Origin of the sequence: Streptomyces sudanensis, from assembly GCF_023614315.1 — a bacterium.
Classification (GTDB): domain Bacteria; phylum Actinomycetota; class Actinomycetes; order Streptomycetales; family Streptomycetaceae; genus Streptomyces; species Streptomyces sudanensis.
Genome location: NZ_CP095474.1, coordinates 3,527,218 through 3,544,000 on the forward strand (window position 1 = coordinate 3,527,218; position 16,783 = coordinate 3,544,000).

The window sequence follows — 16,783 nt, forward strand, 5'->3', positions numbered from 1 at the left end:
GACGGGGNCCGGGAACCGCCGGCGGCCCCCCGGGAGGAACCGGCCGGGGAGGCGGCGGCCGGGCCGGCCGTCCCTCTCGTCCGCGTCCCGGCCGCTCCGGCCGTGCCGCCCGGGGACCCCCGCCGCCGGGCCGGGCACGGGACGCGGGCCGCCCGGTGCGGGTGGCCGTCCCGGCCGGGCCGCCCGCNCGCGGTCCGGCCGCGGCGCACCGCGCGGCCGCCCGGCGGGGCCCGGTCCCCGGCGAGGCGTCCCGTAGGCTTTCCGTATGAGTGCTGTACCGCGTACGGAGAAGTCCGGCAGCCGCTTCCGCCGCATGCTGGACCGCCTCTCCAGCTCGCAGGGCGAGTTGGAGTCCGAGGAACTCCAGGAGGACGCCGAGGCGGTGGGTTGCACCCGTATCTCGGATTGCGGTGACCGCCAGATCGTGAAGGTGACTGGTACCTTGCGGACGGTCACCCTGCGCCCGCGGGCCGGAGTGCCGGCCCTGGAGGCGGAGCTCTTCGACGGCACGGCCCCGCTGGACGTGGTGTGGCTGGGCCGGCGGTCCATCGTGGGCATCGAACCGGGGCGCAGGCTCATAGCCTCGGGCCGGATCTCCGTGAGCCAGGGGCGCAGGGTCCTGTTCAATCCGAAATACGAGCTCCGACCGCTCGGACAGGAGTAGCCGGTGACGTCACTCGACAAGCCGACCGTCGAAGAAGGCGGCCCCGGGGGCACCGACGGCCGCGCCGCCCCGGACGCCCCCGGGGCGTGGGGTGGCCGGGACGCCAGGGCCGTGACCGAGGCCGCGTTGTTCGACGCGTTCGGCGGGGTCCGGGGCATGGTGGAGACGGTCCTGCCCGGCCTGCTCTTCGTCACGATCTTCACCGTCAACAAGGACCTGCACGCCTCCGCCATCGCGGCGCTCGCGGTGTCCCTGCTGCTGGTCGCCGTCCGGCTGGCCCGCCGCGACACCGTCAAGCACGCCTTCAGCGGTGTCTTCGGCGTCGCCTTCGGCGTCGTCTTCGCGATGATGACCGGCAACGCCAAGGACTTCTACCTGCCGGGCATGCTGTACACGCTGGGCCTCGGCCTCGCGTACGTCGTCACCACCCTGGCGGGCGTCCCGCTGATCGGGCTGATCCTCGGCCCGGTCTTCAAGGAGAACCTCTCCTGGCGCACCCGCAACCCCGGACGCAAGAAGGCGTACGCCAAGGCCAGCTACGCCTGGGGCGCCATCCTGCTGGGCAAGTGCGCGATCCTCTTCCCCCTGTACTGGTGGGCCGACACGACCCGGCTGGGCTGGGTCCTCGTCGCGTTGAAGATCCCGCCGTTCCTGCTCGCCGTCTACCTGACGTGGGTGTTCCTCGCGAAGGCGCCGCCGCCGATCGACGTGTTCGCGGAGATGGAGGAGGCCGAGCGCGCCGAGAAGGAGCGCGGGGCCGGCGCCTGACCCGAGGGCCGTACGACCGGGAGCCGGGGACCCGTCGGGGTCCCCGGCTCCTCGCGCGTTCCGGTGCGGCCGGCCCGCGTCAGCCCCGGCCGCCGTCCTCCCGGCGGACCGACAGCAGCTCCTCCAGCTGCTCCTCGCGCGCCTGCGCGGCCACGAACAGCAGCTCGTCGCCGGCCTCCAGCGTCTCCTCCGCGCCCGGCGTGAGGACCCGCGAACCGCGGATGATCGTGACCAGCGACGTGTCCTGCGGCCACGCCACGTCCCCGACGCGCGTACCGGCGATCCCCGACTCCGGGGGCAGGGTCAGCTCGACCAGGTTGGCGTCGCCGTGGCTGAAGCGCAGCAGCCGCACCAGGTCGCCGACGCTCACCGCCTCCTCCACCAGCGCCGACATCAGGCGCGGCGTCGACACGGCGACGTCCACCCCCCACGCCTCGGTGAACAGCCACTCGTTCTTCGGGTTGTTGACCCGCGCGACGACCCGGGGGACCCCGTACTCGGTCTTCGCGAGCAGCGACACGACGAGGTTGACCTTGTCGTCACCGGTCGCCGCGATCACGACGTGGCACCGCTGCAGCGCCGCCTCGTCCAGGGACGTGATCTCGCAGGCGTCGGCCAGCAGCCACTCCGCCCGCGGCACCCGCTCCACCGAGATGGCGGTCGGCGCCTTGTCGATCAGCAGTACCTCGTGCTCGTTCTCCAGCAGCTCGCCCGCGATGGAACGACCCACCGCGCCCGCGCCGGCGATGGCGACCCGCATCAGTGACCGCTCCCCTCGGGGCCGTGGGCGAAGGCCGCCTCGACCTGCTCGACCTCGTCCGTCCGCATCATCACGTGCACCAGGTCGCCGTCCTGCAGCACCGTCTGCGACGTCGGCAGGACCGCCTCGCCCAGCCGGGTCAGGAACGCCACGCGGACCCCCGTCTCCTCCTGGATCGTGTGCACCTTGTGGCCGATCCACGCCGGGGAGATGTACACCTCCGCGAGCTGCACCCCGCCGCTCGGGTCCCGCCACAGCTCCTCCGCGCCGGACGGCAGCAGCCGCCGCAGCATCTGGTCGGCGGTCCACCGCACCGTGGCGACCGTGGGGATGCCGAGCCGCTGGTACACCTCGGCGCGGCGGGGGTCGTAGATCCGGGCGGCGACGTGCTCGACGCCGAACATCTCGCGCGCCACCCGCGCCGCGATGATGTTGGAGTTGTCACCGCTGCTGACCGCGGCGAACGCCCCGGCCTCCTCGATGCCCGCCTCGCGCAGGGTGTCCTGGTCGAAGCCGACGCCGGTGACGCGCCGGCCACCGAAGCCGGAGCCCAGGCGCCGGAAGGCCGTGGGGTCCTGGTCGACGACGGCGACCGTGTGACCCTGCCGCTCCAGGGTCTGCGCCAGCTCGGCGCCGACACGGCCGCAGCCCATGATCACGATATGCACGTCCCTCTACCCCGCACTCCTGGTCACCCTGCTGACCTGCGAAAACACCCTGCTCACTCTTCTCTCTCAGCCTGCGTGCGGTGCTGTCTCGAAACGAGCTTATGCCCCGGCCGACCGGTTGCCCTCATCCGAGTCGGGAGCCGGTGACGCGCCGGGCGCACCTCCCCGGCGGGTGGGTGCCGCACAGGGCGAACCCTTACGATCCTCTGCGTGTCCAAACTGACCGACGTGCCCAAGCGGATCCTGATCGGCCGGGCCCTGCGCAGCGACAGGCTGGGGGAGACCCTCCTGCCCAAGCGCATCGCACTCCCCGTCTTCGCCTCCGACCCGCTCTCCTCGGTGGCGTACGCGCCGGGCGAGGTCCTGCTGGTCCTCTCCGTCGCGGGCGCCTCGGCGTACGCGTTCAGCCCGTGGATCACGGCCGCCGTCGTGGTCCTGATGTTCACGGTCGTCGCCTCCTACCGGCAGAACGTCCGCGCCTACCCCAGCGGCGGCGGCGACTACGAGGTCGCCCAGACCAACCTCGGCCCGCGCGCCGGGGTCGGCGTCGCCAGCGCGCTCCTCGTCGACTACGTCCTCACCGTCGCCGTGTCCATCTCCTCCGGCGTGGAGAACCTCGGCTCCGCCGTGCCGTTCGTCGTCGAGCACAAGACGGCGTCCGCCATCGCGATCATCGTCCTGCTCACGCTGATGAACCTCCGCGGGGTCAAGGAGTCCGGCCGCCTCTTCGCCGTCCCGACGTACGTCTTCGTCGCCGGCGTCTTCGCCCTCGTCGCCTGGGGCGCCTTCCGCGGACTGGTCCTCGGCGACACGATGCGGGCGCCCACCGCCGACCTGGAGATCCGGGCCGAGCACCAGGGCCTCGCCGGGTTCGCGCTGTTCTTCCTGCTGCTGCGCGCCTTCTCGTCCGGCTGCGCCGCGCTCACCGGCGTCGAGGCGATCAGCAACGGCGTCCCCGCCTTCCGCAAGCCCAAGAGCCGCAACGCCGCCGCCACCCTCGCGCTCATGGGCGGCCTCGCCGTCACCATGTTCTGCGGCATCATCGGCCTCGCCCTCGCCACCGGCGTCAAGATGGCAGAGGACCCGGCCCGCGAACTGCTCCGCGACGGAGTCCCGGTCGGCCCCGACTACACCCAGGAACCGGTGATCTCCCAGATCTCCGCCGCCGTCTTCGGCGAGGGCAGCATCCTGTTCGTCGTCCTCGCCGCCGCGACCGCGCTCGTCCTGTTCCTCGCCGCGAACACCGCGTACAACGGCTTCCCGCTCCTCGGCTCGATCCTCGCCCAGGACCGCTACCTGCCGCGCCAGCTCCACACCCGCGGCGACCGCCTCGCCTTCTCCAACGGCATCGTGCTGCTCGCCGCGGCCGCCGCGGTCCTCGTCCACGTCTACGACGCCGAGGTCACCCGCCTCATCCAGCTCTACATCGTCGGCGTCTTCGTCTCCTTCACGCTCAGCCAGACCGGCATGGTCCGCCACTGGAACCGCCTGCTGGCCACCGAGGCCGACCCGGCCGCGCGACGCCGCATGGTCCGCGCCCGCGCCATCAACGCGTTCGGCGCGTTCTTCACCGGGCTCGTCCTGGTCGTCGTCCTGATCACCAAGTTCACCCACGGAGCGTGGGTGGCGCTGCTCGGCATGGCGGTCTTCTACGTGACGATGACCGCGATCCGCAGGCACTACGACCGGGTCGCCGAGGAGCTCGCCGCTCCCGAGGGCCCCAGCGAGGACAGCGTCCGCCCGGCCCGCGTCCACTCCGTCGTCCTCGTCTCCAAGATCCACCGCCCGACGCTCCGCGCCGTCGCCTACGCCCAGCTGATGCGCTCCGACAAGCTGGAGGCGCTGAGCATCAACGTCGACCCGGCCGAGACCAGGGCCCTCACCGAGGAGTGGGAGCGCCGCGGCATCGCCGTCCCGCTGAAGATCCTCGACTCCCCGTACCGGGAGGTCACCCGGCCCGTCATCGAATACGTCAAGGGCCTGCGCCGCGAGAGCCCCCGCGACGTCGTCAGCGTGATCATCCCCGAGTACGTCGTCGGCCACTGGTACGAGCACATCCTCCACAACCAGAGCGCCCTGCGCCTCAAGGGCCGCCTGCTGTTCACGCCCGGCGTGATGGTCACCTCCGTCCCGTACCAGCTGCGCTCCTCGGAGGTGGCGAAGCAGCGGGCGAAGAAGAACCAGGAGTGGAACGCGCCCGGCTCGGTGCGCCGCGGCCCGGTCGAGACCGGCCCGAAGCGCCCCGCCCGCCCGAAGGGAAACTCCAAGGGAAGCCCGAAGGGGAGCCCGCCAGGAAAAGGGTGATGGCGCGAGGACGTAGACTGGTGGGCTGGTCGCCCGACCGGCCCGGTCACCCGACCGCGGCGAACGCCCCCGCTTCCCTCCCTGGAGTCACCCCGCCATGCCGAAGAACGCACCCGAGTCCTCGCTGGTCGGCGAGGAGTACGAGGTCGAGGTCGGCCCCGTCGCGCATGGCGGCCACTGCATCGCCCGCACCGGGGAGGGCCGCGTCCTGTTCGTCCGGCACGCGCTGCCCGGCGAGCGGGTCGTCGCCCGCGTGACCGAGGGCGACGCGACCTCCCGCTTCCTGCGGGCCGACGCCGTCACCGTCCTCGACGCTTCCAAGGACCGCATCGAGGCGCCCTGCCCGTACGCCCGGCCCGGCCGCTGCGGCGGCTGCGACTGGCAGCACGCCAAGCCGGGCGCCCAGCGCCGCCTCAAGGGCGAGGTTGTCGCGGAGCAGCTGCGCCGCCTCGCGGGCCTCACGCCCGAGGAGGCCGGCTGGGACGGCACGGTCGTCCCCGCCGAGGGCGACAAGCTGCCGGCCGGCGAGGTCCCGCGGTGGCGCACGCGCGTCCAGTACGCCGTCGACGAGTCCGGCCGCGCGGGCCTGCGCCGCCACCGCTCCCACGAGGTCGAGCCGATCGACCACTGCATGATCGCCGCCGAGGGCGTGAGCGAACTGGGCATCGAGAAGCGCCCATGGCCCGGCATGGCGTCCGTCGAGGCGATCGCCGCGACCGGCTCGCAGGACCGCCAGGTCGTCCTCACCCCGCGCCCCGGCGCCCGCCTGCCGCTCGTCGAACTCGACAGGCCGGTGTCCGTACTGCGCGTGGACGAGAAGGACGGCGGCGCCCACCGCGTCCACGGCCGCCCCTTCGTCCGGGAACGCGCCGACGACCGCACCCACCGCGTCGGCAACGGCGGCTTCTGGCAGGTCCACCCGAAGGCCGCCGACACCCTGGTCCGCGCCGTCATGCAGGGCCTGCTGCCCCGCAAGGGCGACACCGCCCTGGACCTGTACTGCGGCGTCGGCCTCTTCGCGGGCGCCCTCGCGGACCGCGTCGGCGACCAGGGCGCCGTCCTCGGCATCGAGTCGGGCAAGCGCGCGGTGGAGGACGCCCGCCACAACCTCCAGGGCTTCGACCGCGTGCGTGTCGAGCAGGGCAAGGTCGACCAGGTCCTGCCGCGCACCGGCATCACCAAGGTCGACCTCGTCGTCCTCGACCCGCCCCGCGCGGGCGCCGGCAAGCAGGTCGTCCGCCACCTCGCCACCCTCGGAGCCCGCCGTATCGCCTACGTCGCCTGCGACCCGGCCGCCCTCGCCCGCGACCTGGCGTACTTCCGCGAGGCCGGCTACAAGCCGCGGACGCTGCGGGTCTTCGACCTGTTCCCGATGACGCACCACATGGAGTGCGTGGCGATCCTGGAGCCTGCGAAGAAGGGCGCCTGACCTGCGTTTTCGCGGTTGACCTGGGGGTTCGACGTGTTCTCGCCCTCGCAGCGGATCGATCCGCAGGCACGGCCTTGACCTGCGCGTTTCCGTTGGTCGGAGACGCTGTGATGCCTGATGGCACCGTCTTTTCGGAATTCTTGACGCTCATGTGACGCTCGGGTCCTCGGCGGATCATGGGGTGATGTGGCGATGGCCGACGAGAAGCGCGGCTGTACCGAGGAGTGTGAGCCGCGCCTGCGGATGCCCGCGCATCGGCCACGGACAGTGGCATCTCACTGCTGTGGCCATGGGCCGTATGACCCGGACGCTGCCGTTGACAGGTCTACCCCTACCGATCTCGTACAAGTAGACTTGTACGGGATCGGACGAAGTAGATTCATCCCGATGTGGGGTTTCCCTGATGAACAAGAACCTGCCGTCCAAGCCCGAAGACGTGGTCGACCGGGACCGGGAGTGGGACCTGCTGGCCGAGTTCGTCACGGATCCGGATCCGGCGATGCGCCTGGGCGTCGTGTCGGGTCGCAGGCGGCACGGGAAGTCGTATCTCCTGCAGGCCCTGTGTGAGCAGGTCGGCGGCCTCTACGTCACCGCGGTGCGGGAGGAGGGCCGGCTGCCGGCGATCCGGCGGTTCGGTGACGCGGTCGCAGCGTATGCCGGTCTGCAGCCCGGCACGCTGCGGCTGTCCGACTGGCGTGAGGTCCTGACCAACGCCCTTGATGTGACCGTTCGCTCGGGAACGCCGCTCCTGGTGATCGACGAACTGCCGTATCTGCTCCAGCACTCGCCGGAGATCCCCGGGCTGCTCCAGCAGCTCTACGACGAGCGTCAGCGCGGCACCGGGACGGGCACCGATGCCCGTCCCGGCCCCCGGCTGATCCTCTGCGGCTCCGCCATGAGCGTCATGCACGAACTGCTCTCGGGTACCAAGCCGTTGCGGGGCCGTGCCGTGATCGACCTCCGGCTGGGTGCCTTCGACTACCGCGCGGCCCGCGACTTCTGGCAGATCGACGATCCGCTGACCGCACTGCAGGTCGACGCCGTCCTCGGCGGAGCCCCCGGCTACCGGCCGGTAGCCGCCCGCCCGCATCCGAACGACGGCTTCGCCGCTTGGCTGACCCGCACGCTGCTCGATCCCGGCCGGGCCGTCTACTCGCGCACCGAGACGGAGTACCTGCTGCGGGAGGATCCGCGCATCACCCACCACACGCTGTACTACGACATCCTCACCGCGATCGCGCAGGGTGCCTCGACCCCGACGAAGATCGGGGCAGCCCTGGAGCGTCAACGCAACGCCGTCACGCATCCGTTGGACATTCTGGAGTCCACCGGTTACATCCAGCGCGAGCAAGACATTCTGCGCCCGCGCCACCCGGTCATCACGCTCGCCGACCCCGTCATCCGCTTCAACCAGCTGATCACGCTGCCGCAGGCCGCCACCGTCGAGCAGGGCTTCGCGGAACAGGCGTGGCAGGCCGCTACGACGACCTTCAACTCCAAGATCCTGGGACCGCACTTCGAGGATCTCGCCCGTACCTTCACCCGCCGCTACGCCCATACCCTCCTTCCCGGCGGCCTGCCGGGACCCGTCGGCACCACCGAGGTCGCCGACCCGGCGGCCCGCACCAAGCACGAGGTCGATGTGATCGCCCTGGCCCTGGGTGAGCGTCCGCAGGCGCCGCGCGCCCGGATCGCCCTGATCGGCGAGGCCAAGGCCACCGCCGCCCGCCGCGGCACCGGCGACCTGCAACGCCTCGAGCACATCCGGGGCTTGCTCACCGGCCAGGGCTACGACACCACAGGCGCCACGCTGGCTCTGTTCTCCCTGCACGGTTTCTACCCGGACCTGGTCGAATCGGCGGCCAGACGTGATGATCTCCTCCTGGTCGACCTGCCGGGTCTCTACGGGGGCGGGTGACCTCAGCAGGGATTTTGCCCGTCATGAGCTGCGGCTTCGTGTGTGCGGCTGAGGTGCGGTGCGGGTGTTGCGGGCGGTGTCCCGACGCCGGGGTGGCGCTCGTCCGGGGCTCGCTCCGGTGGGACGCCGGGAGTCTCTCCGTACGGCCCGGGGCAGGGATCGCGGCCCGCGCGGTGGTGCGGCCGGGACGGACTTCGGCGACCCTGTCGCACCGCGCGATGCCGCGGCCCGGCGGAGTGGAGGGAGGAAGGTGGGACGACTCGATCCCTTCGGAGGACCGAGTCGTCACCGAACCCGGAGCGGCTCAACGAGCCGTCGAACCGGCAGTCTCCCCGTCGATCTCCAACTCGACCTGATCCGCGTAGACGCCTGCCTCGCCGTCGGGGTCCGCCTCCCAGGGGAGGTCGACGACCACGGACGCCGAGCGCCCGGACGAGTCGCTCAACGGCCCGAGCGTGGCGCCCCGCGGAAGGCCGACCATGACCGACGCGCACCGGGCCGGGGCCTGCGCGTCGGACGGCGCCACGGTCGGCCAGTATCCGTCGTCCGCGATCCACGACACCGTCTGCCCCGCGCACCGGACGTCCGTCAGCCGGCCCGGACGGTGCTCCACGAAGCGCTGCACGGCTCGCCGGGTCGGCACCGGGTACTCCGGCTTCACACCGAGGGCGAGGTCGACGATGGCCGGTTCGAGGGGCCGGCCGGTGGCGAGGTGCCACAGCATGGTGATCGCGTCGCCGGGGAGGCGGGCGGCCACCTCCATCAGCACCGGCTGCCCGTCACGCAACCGGAACTCCGCGTGGGTGATGCCGCTGTCGAACCGCAGGGCCTTCAGGATCGCGGCATTCGCCTCGATGAGCGCGTCCGAATGGGAGAGCGGCAGTTTGGCGGGACTGGTGTGGCCGATCTCCGTGAAATACCGGCTGCTGTCCTCGTTGGTGAGCTTGGCGGTGACGCCGCTCCACACCAGCTCGCCGCGGTGGACCAGGGCCTCGACCGAGAACTCCGGCCCGGTGACGAGCTCCTCCACCAGGATCGTCTCGTCCGGCTCGTAGGCGGCCAGCGCGGCGCGCAGCTCCGCGTCGTCCGAGACCCGGACGACCCCCGAGCTGAACATCCGCCCCGCCGGCTTGACGACGCACGGGTACACGTCGGACGCCGCGGCGTCCCGCTCGTGGGGGGCGAAGGCGCGCCACGACGGCCCGTGGTCGCGCAGGATGACGCGCTGCATGACCTTGTCCCGGCACACCCGCGCCGCCCAGGCGCCGGGGCCCGGCAGGGCCAGCGCCTCGGCCAGGACCCCGCACGGGTCGACGAAGACCTCGCCGCTGCAGATCACACCGCGCACGTCGAAGTCGGTGACCCAGTCCTGCACGGATGCCAGCACACTGTCGACCGCGGCGCCCGGAAGCTGGCGGACGGCCGCGATCCGGGACAGCGGGTGCGTGCCGTCCTCGATGTGCCCGGTCAGTTTCACCAGGTCGGTCGAGGGCCCGACGACGACCAGCGGCGTCAATCCGCGCTCCGCGATATCGGTGATCAGGCGGTGCTGGCGGGCCAGGGCCGCCAGGTCGCTCATGACGATCACGGCAGGTGGACGGTCGCTCTGACGGCTCAACAGAACTCCTCCAGTCGGATGTCATCCGATGCGGGTGCGACGGCACGGGAGCCGTCTGCGACGCGGCGCGGCAGTGTGCCGCTCGTGGCGCCGATTCCACTGCCTCGGCAGGTCAACGCACTATCTGTACATGGGTACTTCGGATATGGCGCGTGTACCACGGTACGGTGAAGGCAAGCGCCGATCAAGAAATGGTCCAGCGGTGTCGCGTCCTCGTCGGGCACGTCGTGAGGTGCCCCGGGAACGGGAACCCGTCGATGGCGCCCCCGGCGGGCGGGCCGGCCGGTCGGGCGGTCATCGCGCGGTTCCCGGCTCCGTCGAGCACCCCGGGAGCACCCCGGCCTCGACTCCGTCGAACGGGTGAGGGCACACGCCGGGCGCGGCCCGGCCGGGTCTCGACGGCCCGGGCGGTCCGGCTACTGGCGGTAGGTGGCGAGGAAGCGGCCGATGCGGTTGATCGCGGTCTCCAGGTCGTCGGCGCGGGGCAGGGTGACGAACCGGAAGTGGTCCGGGCGGGGCCAGTTGAAACCGGTGCCCTGGACGATGTGGATCTTCTCGCGCAGCAGCAGGTCCAGCACCAGCCGCTCGTCGTCGACGATCTTGTGCACGTCCGGGTCGAGCTTGGCGAAGGCGTACAGCGCGCCCCTGGGCTTGACGCAGCTCACGCCCGGGATGTCGTTCAGTGCCCGCCAGGCGACGTCGCGCTGCTCCGTGAGCCGGCCGGTCGGCAGGGTGAGGTCGTGGATCGACTGGCGGCCGCCGAGCGCCGCCTGGACGGCGTACTGCGCCGGCACGTTCGGGCACAGCCGCATCCCGGCCAGCATGGTCAGGCCCTCCAGGTAGTCCCCGGCCTGTTCCTTCGGCCCGGAGACGACCAGCCAGCCGCTGCGGAAACCGGCCACGCGGTAGGCCTTGGAGAGGCCGTTGAAGGTGAGCGTCAGCACGTCCTCGCTGAGCGCGGCCAGGCAGTGGTGCTCGGCGCCGTCGTAGAGGATCTTGTCGTAGATCTCGTCCGCGAACACCATGAGGCCGTGCCGGCGGGCGAGTTCGAGGATTCCCTCGAGGAGTTCCTTGGAGTAGACCGCGCCGGTCGGGTTGTTGGGGTTGATGACGACGACGGCCTTGGTCCGGTCGGTGATCTTCGCGGCGATGTCGTCGAGATCGGGATACCACTCCGCTTCCTCGTCGCACATGTAGTGCACGACCCGGCCGCCGGCGCACCGGACCACGGCCGTCCACAGCGGGAAGTCGGGGGCGGGCACCAGCACCTCGTCGCCGTCGTCCACCAGGGCCTGCACGGCCATCTGGATCAGTTCGGAGGCGCCGTTGCCGAGGTAGACGTCGTCGACCGCCACGCCCGCGACGCCACGCTGCTGGTAGTACTGCATCACCGCGCGCCGGGCGGGCAGGATGCCGCGGGCGTCGCTGTAGCCGTGGGCGTTGGGCAGGTTGCGGATGACGTCCTGGAGGATCTCCTCCGGCACCTCGAAGCCGAACGGCGCGGGGTTGCCGGTGTTCAACCGCAGCACGCTGTGACCGGCCTCCTCGAGGGCGTTGGCCTGGTCGACCACCGGGCCACGGATCTCGTAGCACACGTCCTTCAGCTTGCTGGACTGTCGAAACTTCATCAGCGGCCTCCCGACCGTCGCCCGCGCCGTCGTGGCTGCTTCGTTCTACCAAGTACTCACTTGGAAAGTCCAATCCCTTCGCTATGCTGGCCCCATGCCACGCCGAAGCTACGACCAGTACTGCGCCGTCGCCCGAGCCCTGGACGCGGTGGGGGAGCGCTGGAGTCTGCTGATCGTCCGTGAGCTGCTGCACGGTCCGCGGCGGTACACCGATCTGCACGCCGACCTGCCGGGCGTCTCCACCGACATCCTCGCCACCCGGCTCAGGCAACTGGAGAGCGAGGGCCTGGTCGAGCGCCGCCGCCTGGAGCGGCCCGCGAACGCGGCGGCGTACCAGCTCACCCCGCGCGGGCTGGCGCTGCGCCAGGTCGTCGACGCCCTGGCCGCCTGGGGCCTGGACGCGCTCGGCGAGCCGCGGCCGACGGACGCGGTGCGCACCCACTGGTTCACCGGGGGCGGCCCGGCCGGGCGGGCCGCGGCCCCCGCGGAGGAGGCGGACCGGTCACCGGAGCACCACCGGTGACCCGCCGGCGGATCCCCGGCCCGGACCGCCGGGGCCGCCGGCTCCGGGGGCGCGCTCAGCCGCCCACGGCGGAGGCCACCGATTCCCGCAGGATGCCGAGCCCCTCGGCCAGTTCCTCGTCCGTGGAGGTCAGGGGCGGCATGAGCTTCACCACCTCGTCGCCGGACCCGGCCGTCTCCACCAGGAGACCGCGGGCGAACGCCGCGTCGGCGACCTGCCTGGCCACGTGGGGTTCCCGGAAGACCAGACCCCACACCAGGCCGCGGCCGCGCCGGGCCGCGACGTGCGCCGCGTGCCGGTCGGCGAGCTCGCCCAGACGCTCCTCGAACAGCGGGCCCCGGTCCTCGGTCCGCTTCTCCAGGGTGCCGTCCGCCCAGAACTCCCGCAGGGCGGCGGCCGCCGTCACGAAGGCCGGGTTGTTGCCGCGGAACGTGCCGTTGTGCTCGCCGGGCTGCCAGACGTCCAGCTCGGTACGGAAGAGCGTGAGGGACATCGGCAGGCCGTACCCGCTGATGGACTTGGACAGGCAGACGATGTCCGGGGTGATCCCGGCGGCTTCGAAGCCGAAGAAGGGCCCGGTGCGGCCGCAGCCCATCTGGATGTCGTCGACGATCAGGAGGATGCCCCGGCGGCCGCACAACTCCGCGAGGTCGGCGAGCCAGACCGGGTCGGCCGGGTTCACGCCGCCCTCGCCCTGCACCGCCTCCACGATGACGGCCGCGGGGAGATCCAGGCCGCTGCTGCTGTCGGCGAGCATGCTGTCCAGCAGCGCCAGCCCGGACACCCGGCCTCCGGCGAACCCGTCGTAGGGGACGCGCCAGGTGTGCCCGAGCGGTACACCGGCGCCCGTGCGCTTGGCGGCGTTGCCGGTGACGGCCAGGGAACCCAGTGACATGCCGTGGAAGGCGCCGGTGAAGGCGACGACCGTCTGGCGCCCGGTCACCTTGCGGGCCAGCTTGAGCGCGGCCTCCACGCTGTTGGTCCCGGTGGGGCCGGGGAACTGGACCCGGTAGTCCAGCCGGCGGGGGGCGAGCACCCGCGCCGCGAGCTCGGTGAGGAAGTCCTCCTTGGCGGTGGTCAGCATGTCCAGGCTGTGGACGATCCCGTCCCGCCCGAGGTGGTCGAGCAGCGCCCGCTTGAGCACGGGGTGGTTGTGGCCGTAGTTCAGGGCGCCGGCACCGGCGAAGAAGTCCAGGTAGGCACGGCCGTCACGGGTGAACACGCGGCTGCCGCGCCCCTGGTCGAACACCACTGGCCAGTTCCTGCAGTAGCTGCGGACTTCGGACTCGATGGTGGGGGTGGTCATGAGGTCTCCTCGGAGATGGAACCGGAACGGAAGGCCGTAGGGGAGGGAGGAGGGGAGGGACNCNNNTGGTNGGCGGTGNAGCGGGCGGGGAACCCCGCTCAAGCACCGACCAGGAACGGCAGGGCGAGGGCCGTCAGGCCCACGAGCACGAGCAGGACCGCGGCTCCGGCGCACCGCAGCACAGGCCCGCCGCGGCGCACGGCGGCGACGGCGGCCAGGGCGTAGCCGATCAGCGCGGCGGCAGCCGGCCCCAGCAACAGCAGGGGGACGGCGCCGTCCCGGGCCCCCGCCCAGGCGAAGGCGCAGCAGGCGGCACCGACGGCCGCGACCACGGCCTTGGCGGGGCCCCGTGCGGCGGGGCGCCGCCCGCCGGGGTGCAGCCGCGCGGCGATCCGGGCGGCGGTACGCACGTTGGTGAAGCAGTAGGAGGCCAGCACGACGGTCACCGCCCCGGCGAGCACCCAGCGCAGCGGTGCCGGGACCGGAGCCTGGACGGCCGGCGCCCCGGCGGCCAGCTGCCGGACCGCGGCCAGTCCCAGGTAGACGGCGGCCACGCAGGCCGCGCCCAGGGCCACGCCCGCCGCGGTGCGCCTCGGCCCGGCAGCGGCGGCGGGGACGACGGCGGTGACCGCCTCCCAGCCGACACCGGCGAAGAACAACGCCGCGAGGGCCAGCCAGTGAGCACCGTCGGGAGAGAGCCCCGACGGCACCAGCGGCGTGTGCGAACCCGCCGCGGGCGCGGCGGGCCAGCCCCATGCGACGCAGGCCAACGCCACGGCCCCGGTGACCCAGGGACGCAACCGGAGCACCGCGGCCGGAAGTGTGAGCGGACTGAGCGCCGCCGACACGGCCACCGCGAGCACGCCGAGGGCGAGCAGCAGACCGCCCGCCCCCGGCCGCGGCGGCGAACCGTCGGCGGCCGTCAGCAGGCAGGTCGCGGCGAACCAGGCGATCGCCGCCTGCCCGGCGGCGAAGGCGACGGCGAAGGAACCGTCCACCGCCCGTTCCGCCCAGGTGCCCAGCAGGGCCCCGACGGCACCCGCCAACGTGGTCGGCCGCACCCTCGCGCGGACGAGCATGGCCAGCACGAGGCTGACCGATCCGCCGAGCAGGACGTGGGCCGACCAGAGGAGGAGGCTGTGCCCGCCCGACAGGGCCGCGACGACGGGAGGCATGACCACCATCCCGGCGCCGAGGACACCGCGGGAGACGTGGGCGGCGATCTCCAGCTCCCGCCTTCGCGCCGTTCGGCCGCCGCCGTCCGTTCCCGGTCCGCGCGGCGCGTCCACCGCGCCCAGGGCAGAGGTGTCCGCCGGCCCCACTACGGAAGACGCTTCCTGAGGCTCTCCGCGATGACCTTCGCTCTGAGCGACAGCAGGCTGAAGGAACCGGCGTCACCGATGCCGTGGCTGGACTCGCACAGGCCGTTGAGGAAGAGCGTGGGCGTGTCGGGGCTCGCGGGCTGCACCTCGTAGTCCGGGCCGACGGCCAGGTAGCCGTGGCCGTCGAAGGCGAAGCCGTCGGCGGTGCCGCGCAGGAGAGCGGGCACACGCTCCTGGTGGGCGGCCGGGCCGAGGTCGCGGAACCCGGTGGCGAGGACGACGAAGTCGGTCTCGTGCTCCTCGGTCTCCCCGGTGTTCAGCTCCTCGACGTCGAGCCGGACGCCGTCCTCGCGGACGTCGAGGCCGCGCACCTGGCGGCTGCCGCTGACGAACACCCGCTGGTCGCCGTCCAGGCGCTGCTCGTAGATGAGCCGGTACAGCTCGCGGAGCACGTCGCCGTCGGCCGACGAGTAGTTCGTCAGCCGCATGAACGCGTCCATGACGTCCTTGCGTTCGCGGGGAGCGCGGTAGTAGTAGTCGGTGAAGGCGGGGAAGTACCCCTCTTCGCTGAACGGGCTGGTGTCCTTCTCACGGAGCGTCAGCGAACGCACCAGGGTGGTCACCTCGGCGCGGGGGAAGCGCCGCGCGAGGTCGAGGGTGAGCTCGACCGCGCTCTGGCTGCCCCCGACGACCGTCACCGCGCGCGGCGACCGGTCGCCCCGTCCGGTCACGCCCAGTTCCTCCAGCCGCCGCAGGGCCGGCAGGTAGTGCGTCAGGTGGAAGACGCGGGGGGAGTCCACCGTGTCGAACGGCTCCGGGACGAAGGGGGCGCGCCCGGTGCCGATCACCAGGGCGCGCGCCCGGAGGGTGTCGTCGGTGGAGGTGGTGACGGTGTAGAGCGGACGGCCTTCGGCATCGCGGTCGACGGCGATGCCGGTGACGTGCACGCCGTAGTCGACCAGCCGGCCGAAGTGCCCGGCGGCCCAGGTGACGTACTGCGCGTACTCCTTGCGCAGCGGGAACTCCGTCGGCAGGTTGAGGTGCTCGAGGAGGCGCCCGTTCTCGAAGAGGTAGTTGATGAAGCTGTAGCGGCTGCGCGGATTGCGCAGCGACACCAGGTCGCGCACGGGATGGTTCTGGATGTCCGACCCGTCGAGCATCATGGCGCTCTGCCAGGACGGGCCCGGTCTGGCTTCGAGGAAGCGCACGTCGAGGTCGTAGCCCTCTTCCTCGAGAGCGATGGCCAGAGCCAGGTTGGCCGGGCCGAAGCCTATGCCCAGCACGTCGTGGCAGCGGGTCACTGTTCCCCCTTGGTGGAAAACGAGTAGGAGTGGTGGTGGATCCGGGCCGAGGGCGCTTCGGGGTCTGCCGCCGCGCGCGGGAAGCGGTCGTACGGGGCCCGCGCCGCGCGGCCGCCGGGCGCGGCCTCCCGGGTGGGCCGGGAGAGGCCGTGGTCGTCCGCCTCGCGTACGGCCGCGCGCGGCGGTGCCGTTCCGGCGCCCGCTGTCCGGCCGGCCCGGTGGTCGGGACGGACGTGCGGGGTGTCGAGGAGGGCCGTGGTGGCGGCCCCGGTGGGGACGCGCACCCGGTGGAGGGTGGCGAAGCCGATGGTGTGCGGCCCCCGGCGGGCGGTCGGTCGGAGCCCGCGGGGGTCGGTCCCCGGCGGTCCGCAGAGGGACCGCCGGGTCTCGGAACCGTCGGTTTCCCGGTCGTAGGGCCTCCGGTACTCGGCGACGAGCGGCGGGGCCGCTTCGGAACCGGGCGCGCTCACGCGCTCGGCGAGGGGAGGTGGGGTGCCTGTGTTCGGAACGGAACGCCGCCGGCCCGGCTCACGATCGCCCGCTCGCAGCGGGGACGGCGTCCGCCGCGAGGCCG

Annotated in this window: 13 protein-coding genes and 1 pseudogene; 6 read left to right on the plus strand and 8 right to left on the minus strand. The window is 72.5% G+C overall.

Annotation, left to right across the window (positions count from 1 at the left end; translation table 11 throughout):
• Positions 1–265: 265 nt before the first annotated feature.
• Entirely contained in the window at positions 266–664 is a 399-nt protein-coding gene (locus tag MW084_RS16410; RefSeq protein WP_078572174.1) for an OB-fold nucleic acid binding domain-containing protein, read from the plus strand.
• Positions 665–667: 3 nt separating this feature from the next.
• On the plus strand, positions 668–1,432 hold the full coding sequence (locus MW084_RS16415) for a DUF3159 domain-containing protein (protein ID WP_010476599.1): 765 nt from the start codon (positions 668–670) through the stop codon (positions 1,430–1,432).
• Positions 1,433–1,511: 79 nt separating this feature from the next.
• Here MW084_RS16415 and MW084_RS16420 read toward each other — a convergent pair whose 3' ends face one another.
• Complete coding sequence (locus tag MW084_RS16420) at positions 1,512–2,192, minus strand: potassium channel family protein (protein ID WP_010476597.1); 681 nt, start codon at positions 2,190–2,192, stop codon at positions 1,512–1,514.
• Positions 2,192–2,860, minus strand: a complete 669-nt coding sequence (locus MW084_RS16425) for a potassium channel family protein (protein WP_010476595.1) — start codon at positions 2,858–2,860, stop codon at positions 2,192–2,194. The genes MW084_RS16420 and MW084_RS16425 overlap by 1 nt, the downstream gene beginning before the upstream one ends.
• Before the next feature lie 210 nt (positions 2,861–3,070).
• On the opposite strand from MW084_RS16425, the gene MW084_RS16430 reads away from it, so the two are divergent.
• The 3 genes from MW084_RS16430 to MW084_RS16440 all read left to right on the plus strand — a co-directional run bounded on the left by MW084_RS16430 (position 3,071) and on the right by MW084_RS16440 (position 8,511).
• The gene (locus MW084_RS16430; protein WP_275563651.1) at positions 3,071–5,164 is read left to right on the plus strand and encodes an APC family permease; all 2,094 of its coding nucleotides are present in this window, start codon (positions 3,071–3,073) and stop codon (positions 5,162–5,164) included.
• 97 nt (positions 5,165–5,261) lie between these two features.
• Positions 5,262–6,593 carry a class I SAM-dependent RNA methyltransferase gene (locus tag MW084_RS16435; protein ID WP_010470955.1) on the plus strand — a complete coding sequence of 444 codons (1,332 nt, stop codon included), beginning with the start codon at positions 5,262–5,264 and terminating at the stop codon, positions 6,591–6,593.
• Positions 6,594–6,996: 403 nt separating this feature from the next.
• Positions 6,997–8,511 carry an AAA family ATPase gene (locus MW084_RS16440; RefSeq protein WP_010470953.1) on the plus strand — a complete coding sequence of 505 codons (1,515 nt, stop codon included), beginning with the start codon at positions 6,997–6,999 and terminating at the stop codon, positions 8,509–8,511.
• A 304-nt stretch (positions 8,512–8,815) separates the two neighbouring features.
• Here MW084_RS16440 and MW084_RS16445 read toward each other — a convergent pair whose 3' ends face one another.
• The gene (locus MW084_RS16445; protein ID WP_039829334.1) at positions 8,816–10,129 is read right to left on the minus strand and encodes an ATP-grasp domain-containing protein; all 1,314 of its coding nucleotides are present in this window, start codon (positions 10,127–10,129) and stop codon (positions 8,816–8,818) included.
• 416 nt (positions 10,130–10,545) lie between these two features.
• The gene (locus MW084_RS16450) at positions 10,546–11,757 is read right to left on the minus strand and encodes a pyridoxal phosphate-dependent aminotransferase (RefSeq protein WP_010470950.1); all 1,212 of its coding nucleotides are present in this window, start codon (positions 11,755–11,757) and stop codon (positions 10,546–10,548) included.
• A 94-nt stretch (positions 11,758–11,851) separates the two neighbouring features.
• On the opposite strand from MW084_RS16450, the pseudogene MW084_RS16455 reads away from it, so the two are divergent.
• A pseudogene (locus MW084_RS16455) lies at positions 11,852–12,205 on the plus strand (winged helix-turn-helix transcriptional regulator); the annotation flags it as partial.
• A gap of 130 nt (positions 12,206–12,335) precedes the next feature.
• Here MW084_RS16455 and ectB read toward each other — a convergent pair.
• The 4 genes from ectB to MW084_RS16475 form a co-directional block, all read right to left on the minus strand.
• Entirely contained in the window at positions 12,336–13,586 is a 1,251-nt protein-coding gene (gene ectB, locus MW084_RS16460; RefSeq protein WP_010470945.1) for a diaminobutyrate--2-oxoglutarate transaminase, read from the minus strand.
• A gap of 98 nt (positions 13,587–13,684) precedes the next feature.
• Positions 13,685–14,875, minus strand: a complete 1,191-nt coding sequence (locus tag MW084_RS16465; protein ID WP_275563652.1) for an amino acid:polyamine antiporter — start codon at positions 14,873–14,875, stop codon at positions 13,685–13,687.
• 32 nt (positions 14,876–14,907) lie between these two features.
• Positions 14,908–16,209: a lysine N(6)-hydroxylase/L-ornithine N(5)-oxygenase family protein gene (locus MW084_RS16470; protein ID WP_010470941.1), complete on the minus strand. Its 1,302-nt coding sequence runs from the start codon at positions 16,207–16,209 to the stop codon at positions 14,908–14,910.
• Complete coding sequence (locus MW084_RS16475) at positions 16,206–16,679, minus strand: hypothetical protein (RefSeq protein ID WP_010470939.1); 474 nt, start codon at positions 16,677–16,679, stop codon at positions 16,206–16,208. Before MW084_RS16475 ends, MW084_RS16470 begins: the two co-directional genes overlap by 4 nt.
• Positions 16,680–16,783: the final 104 nt, after the last annotated feature.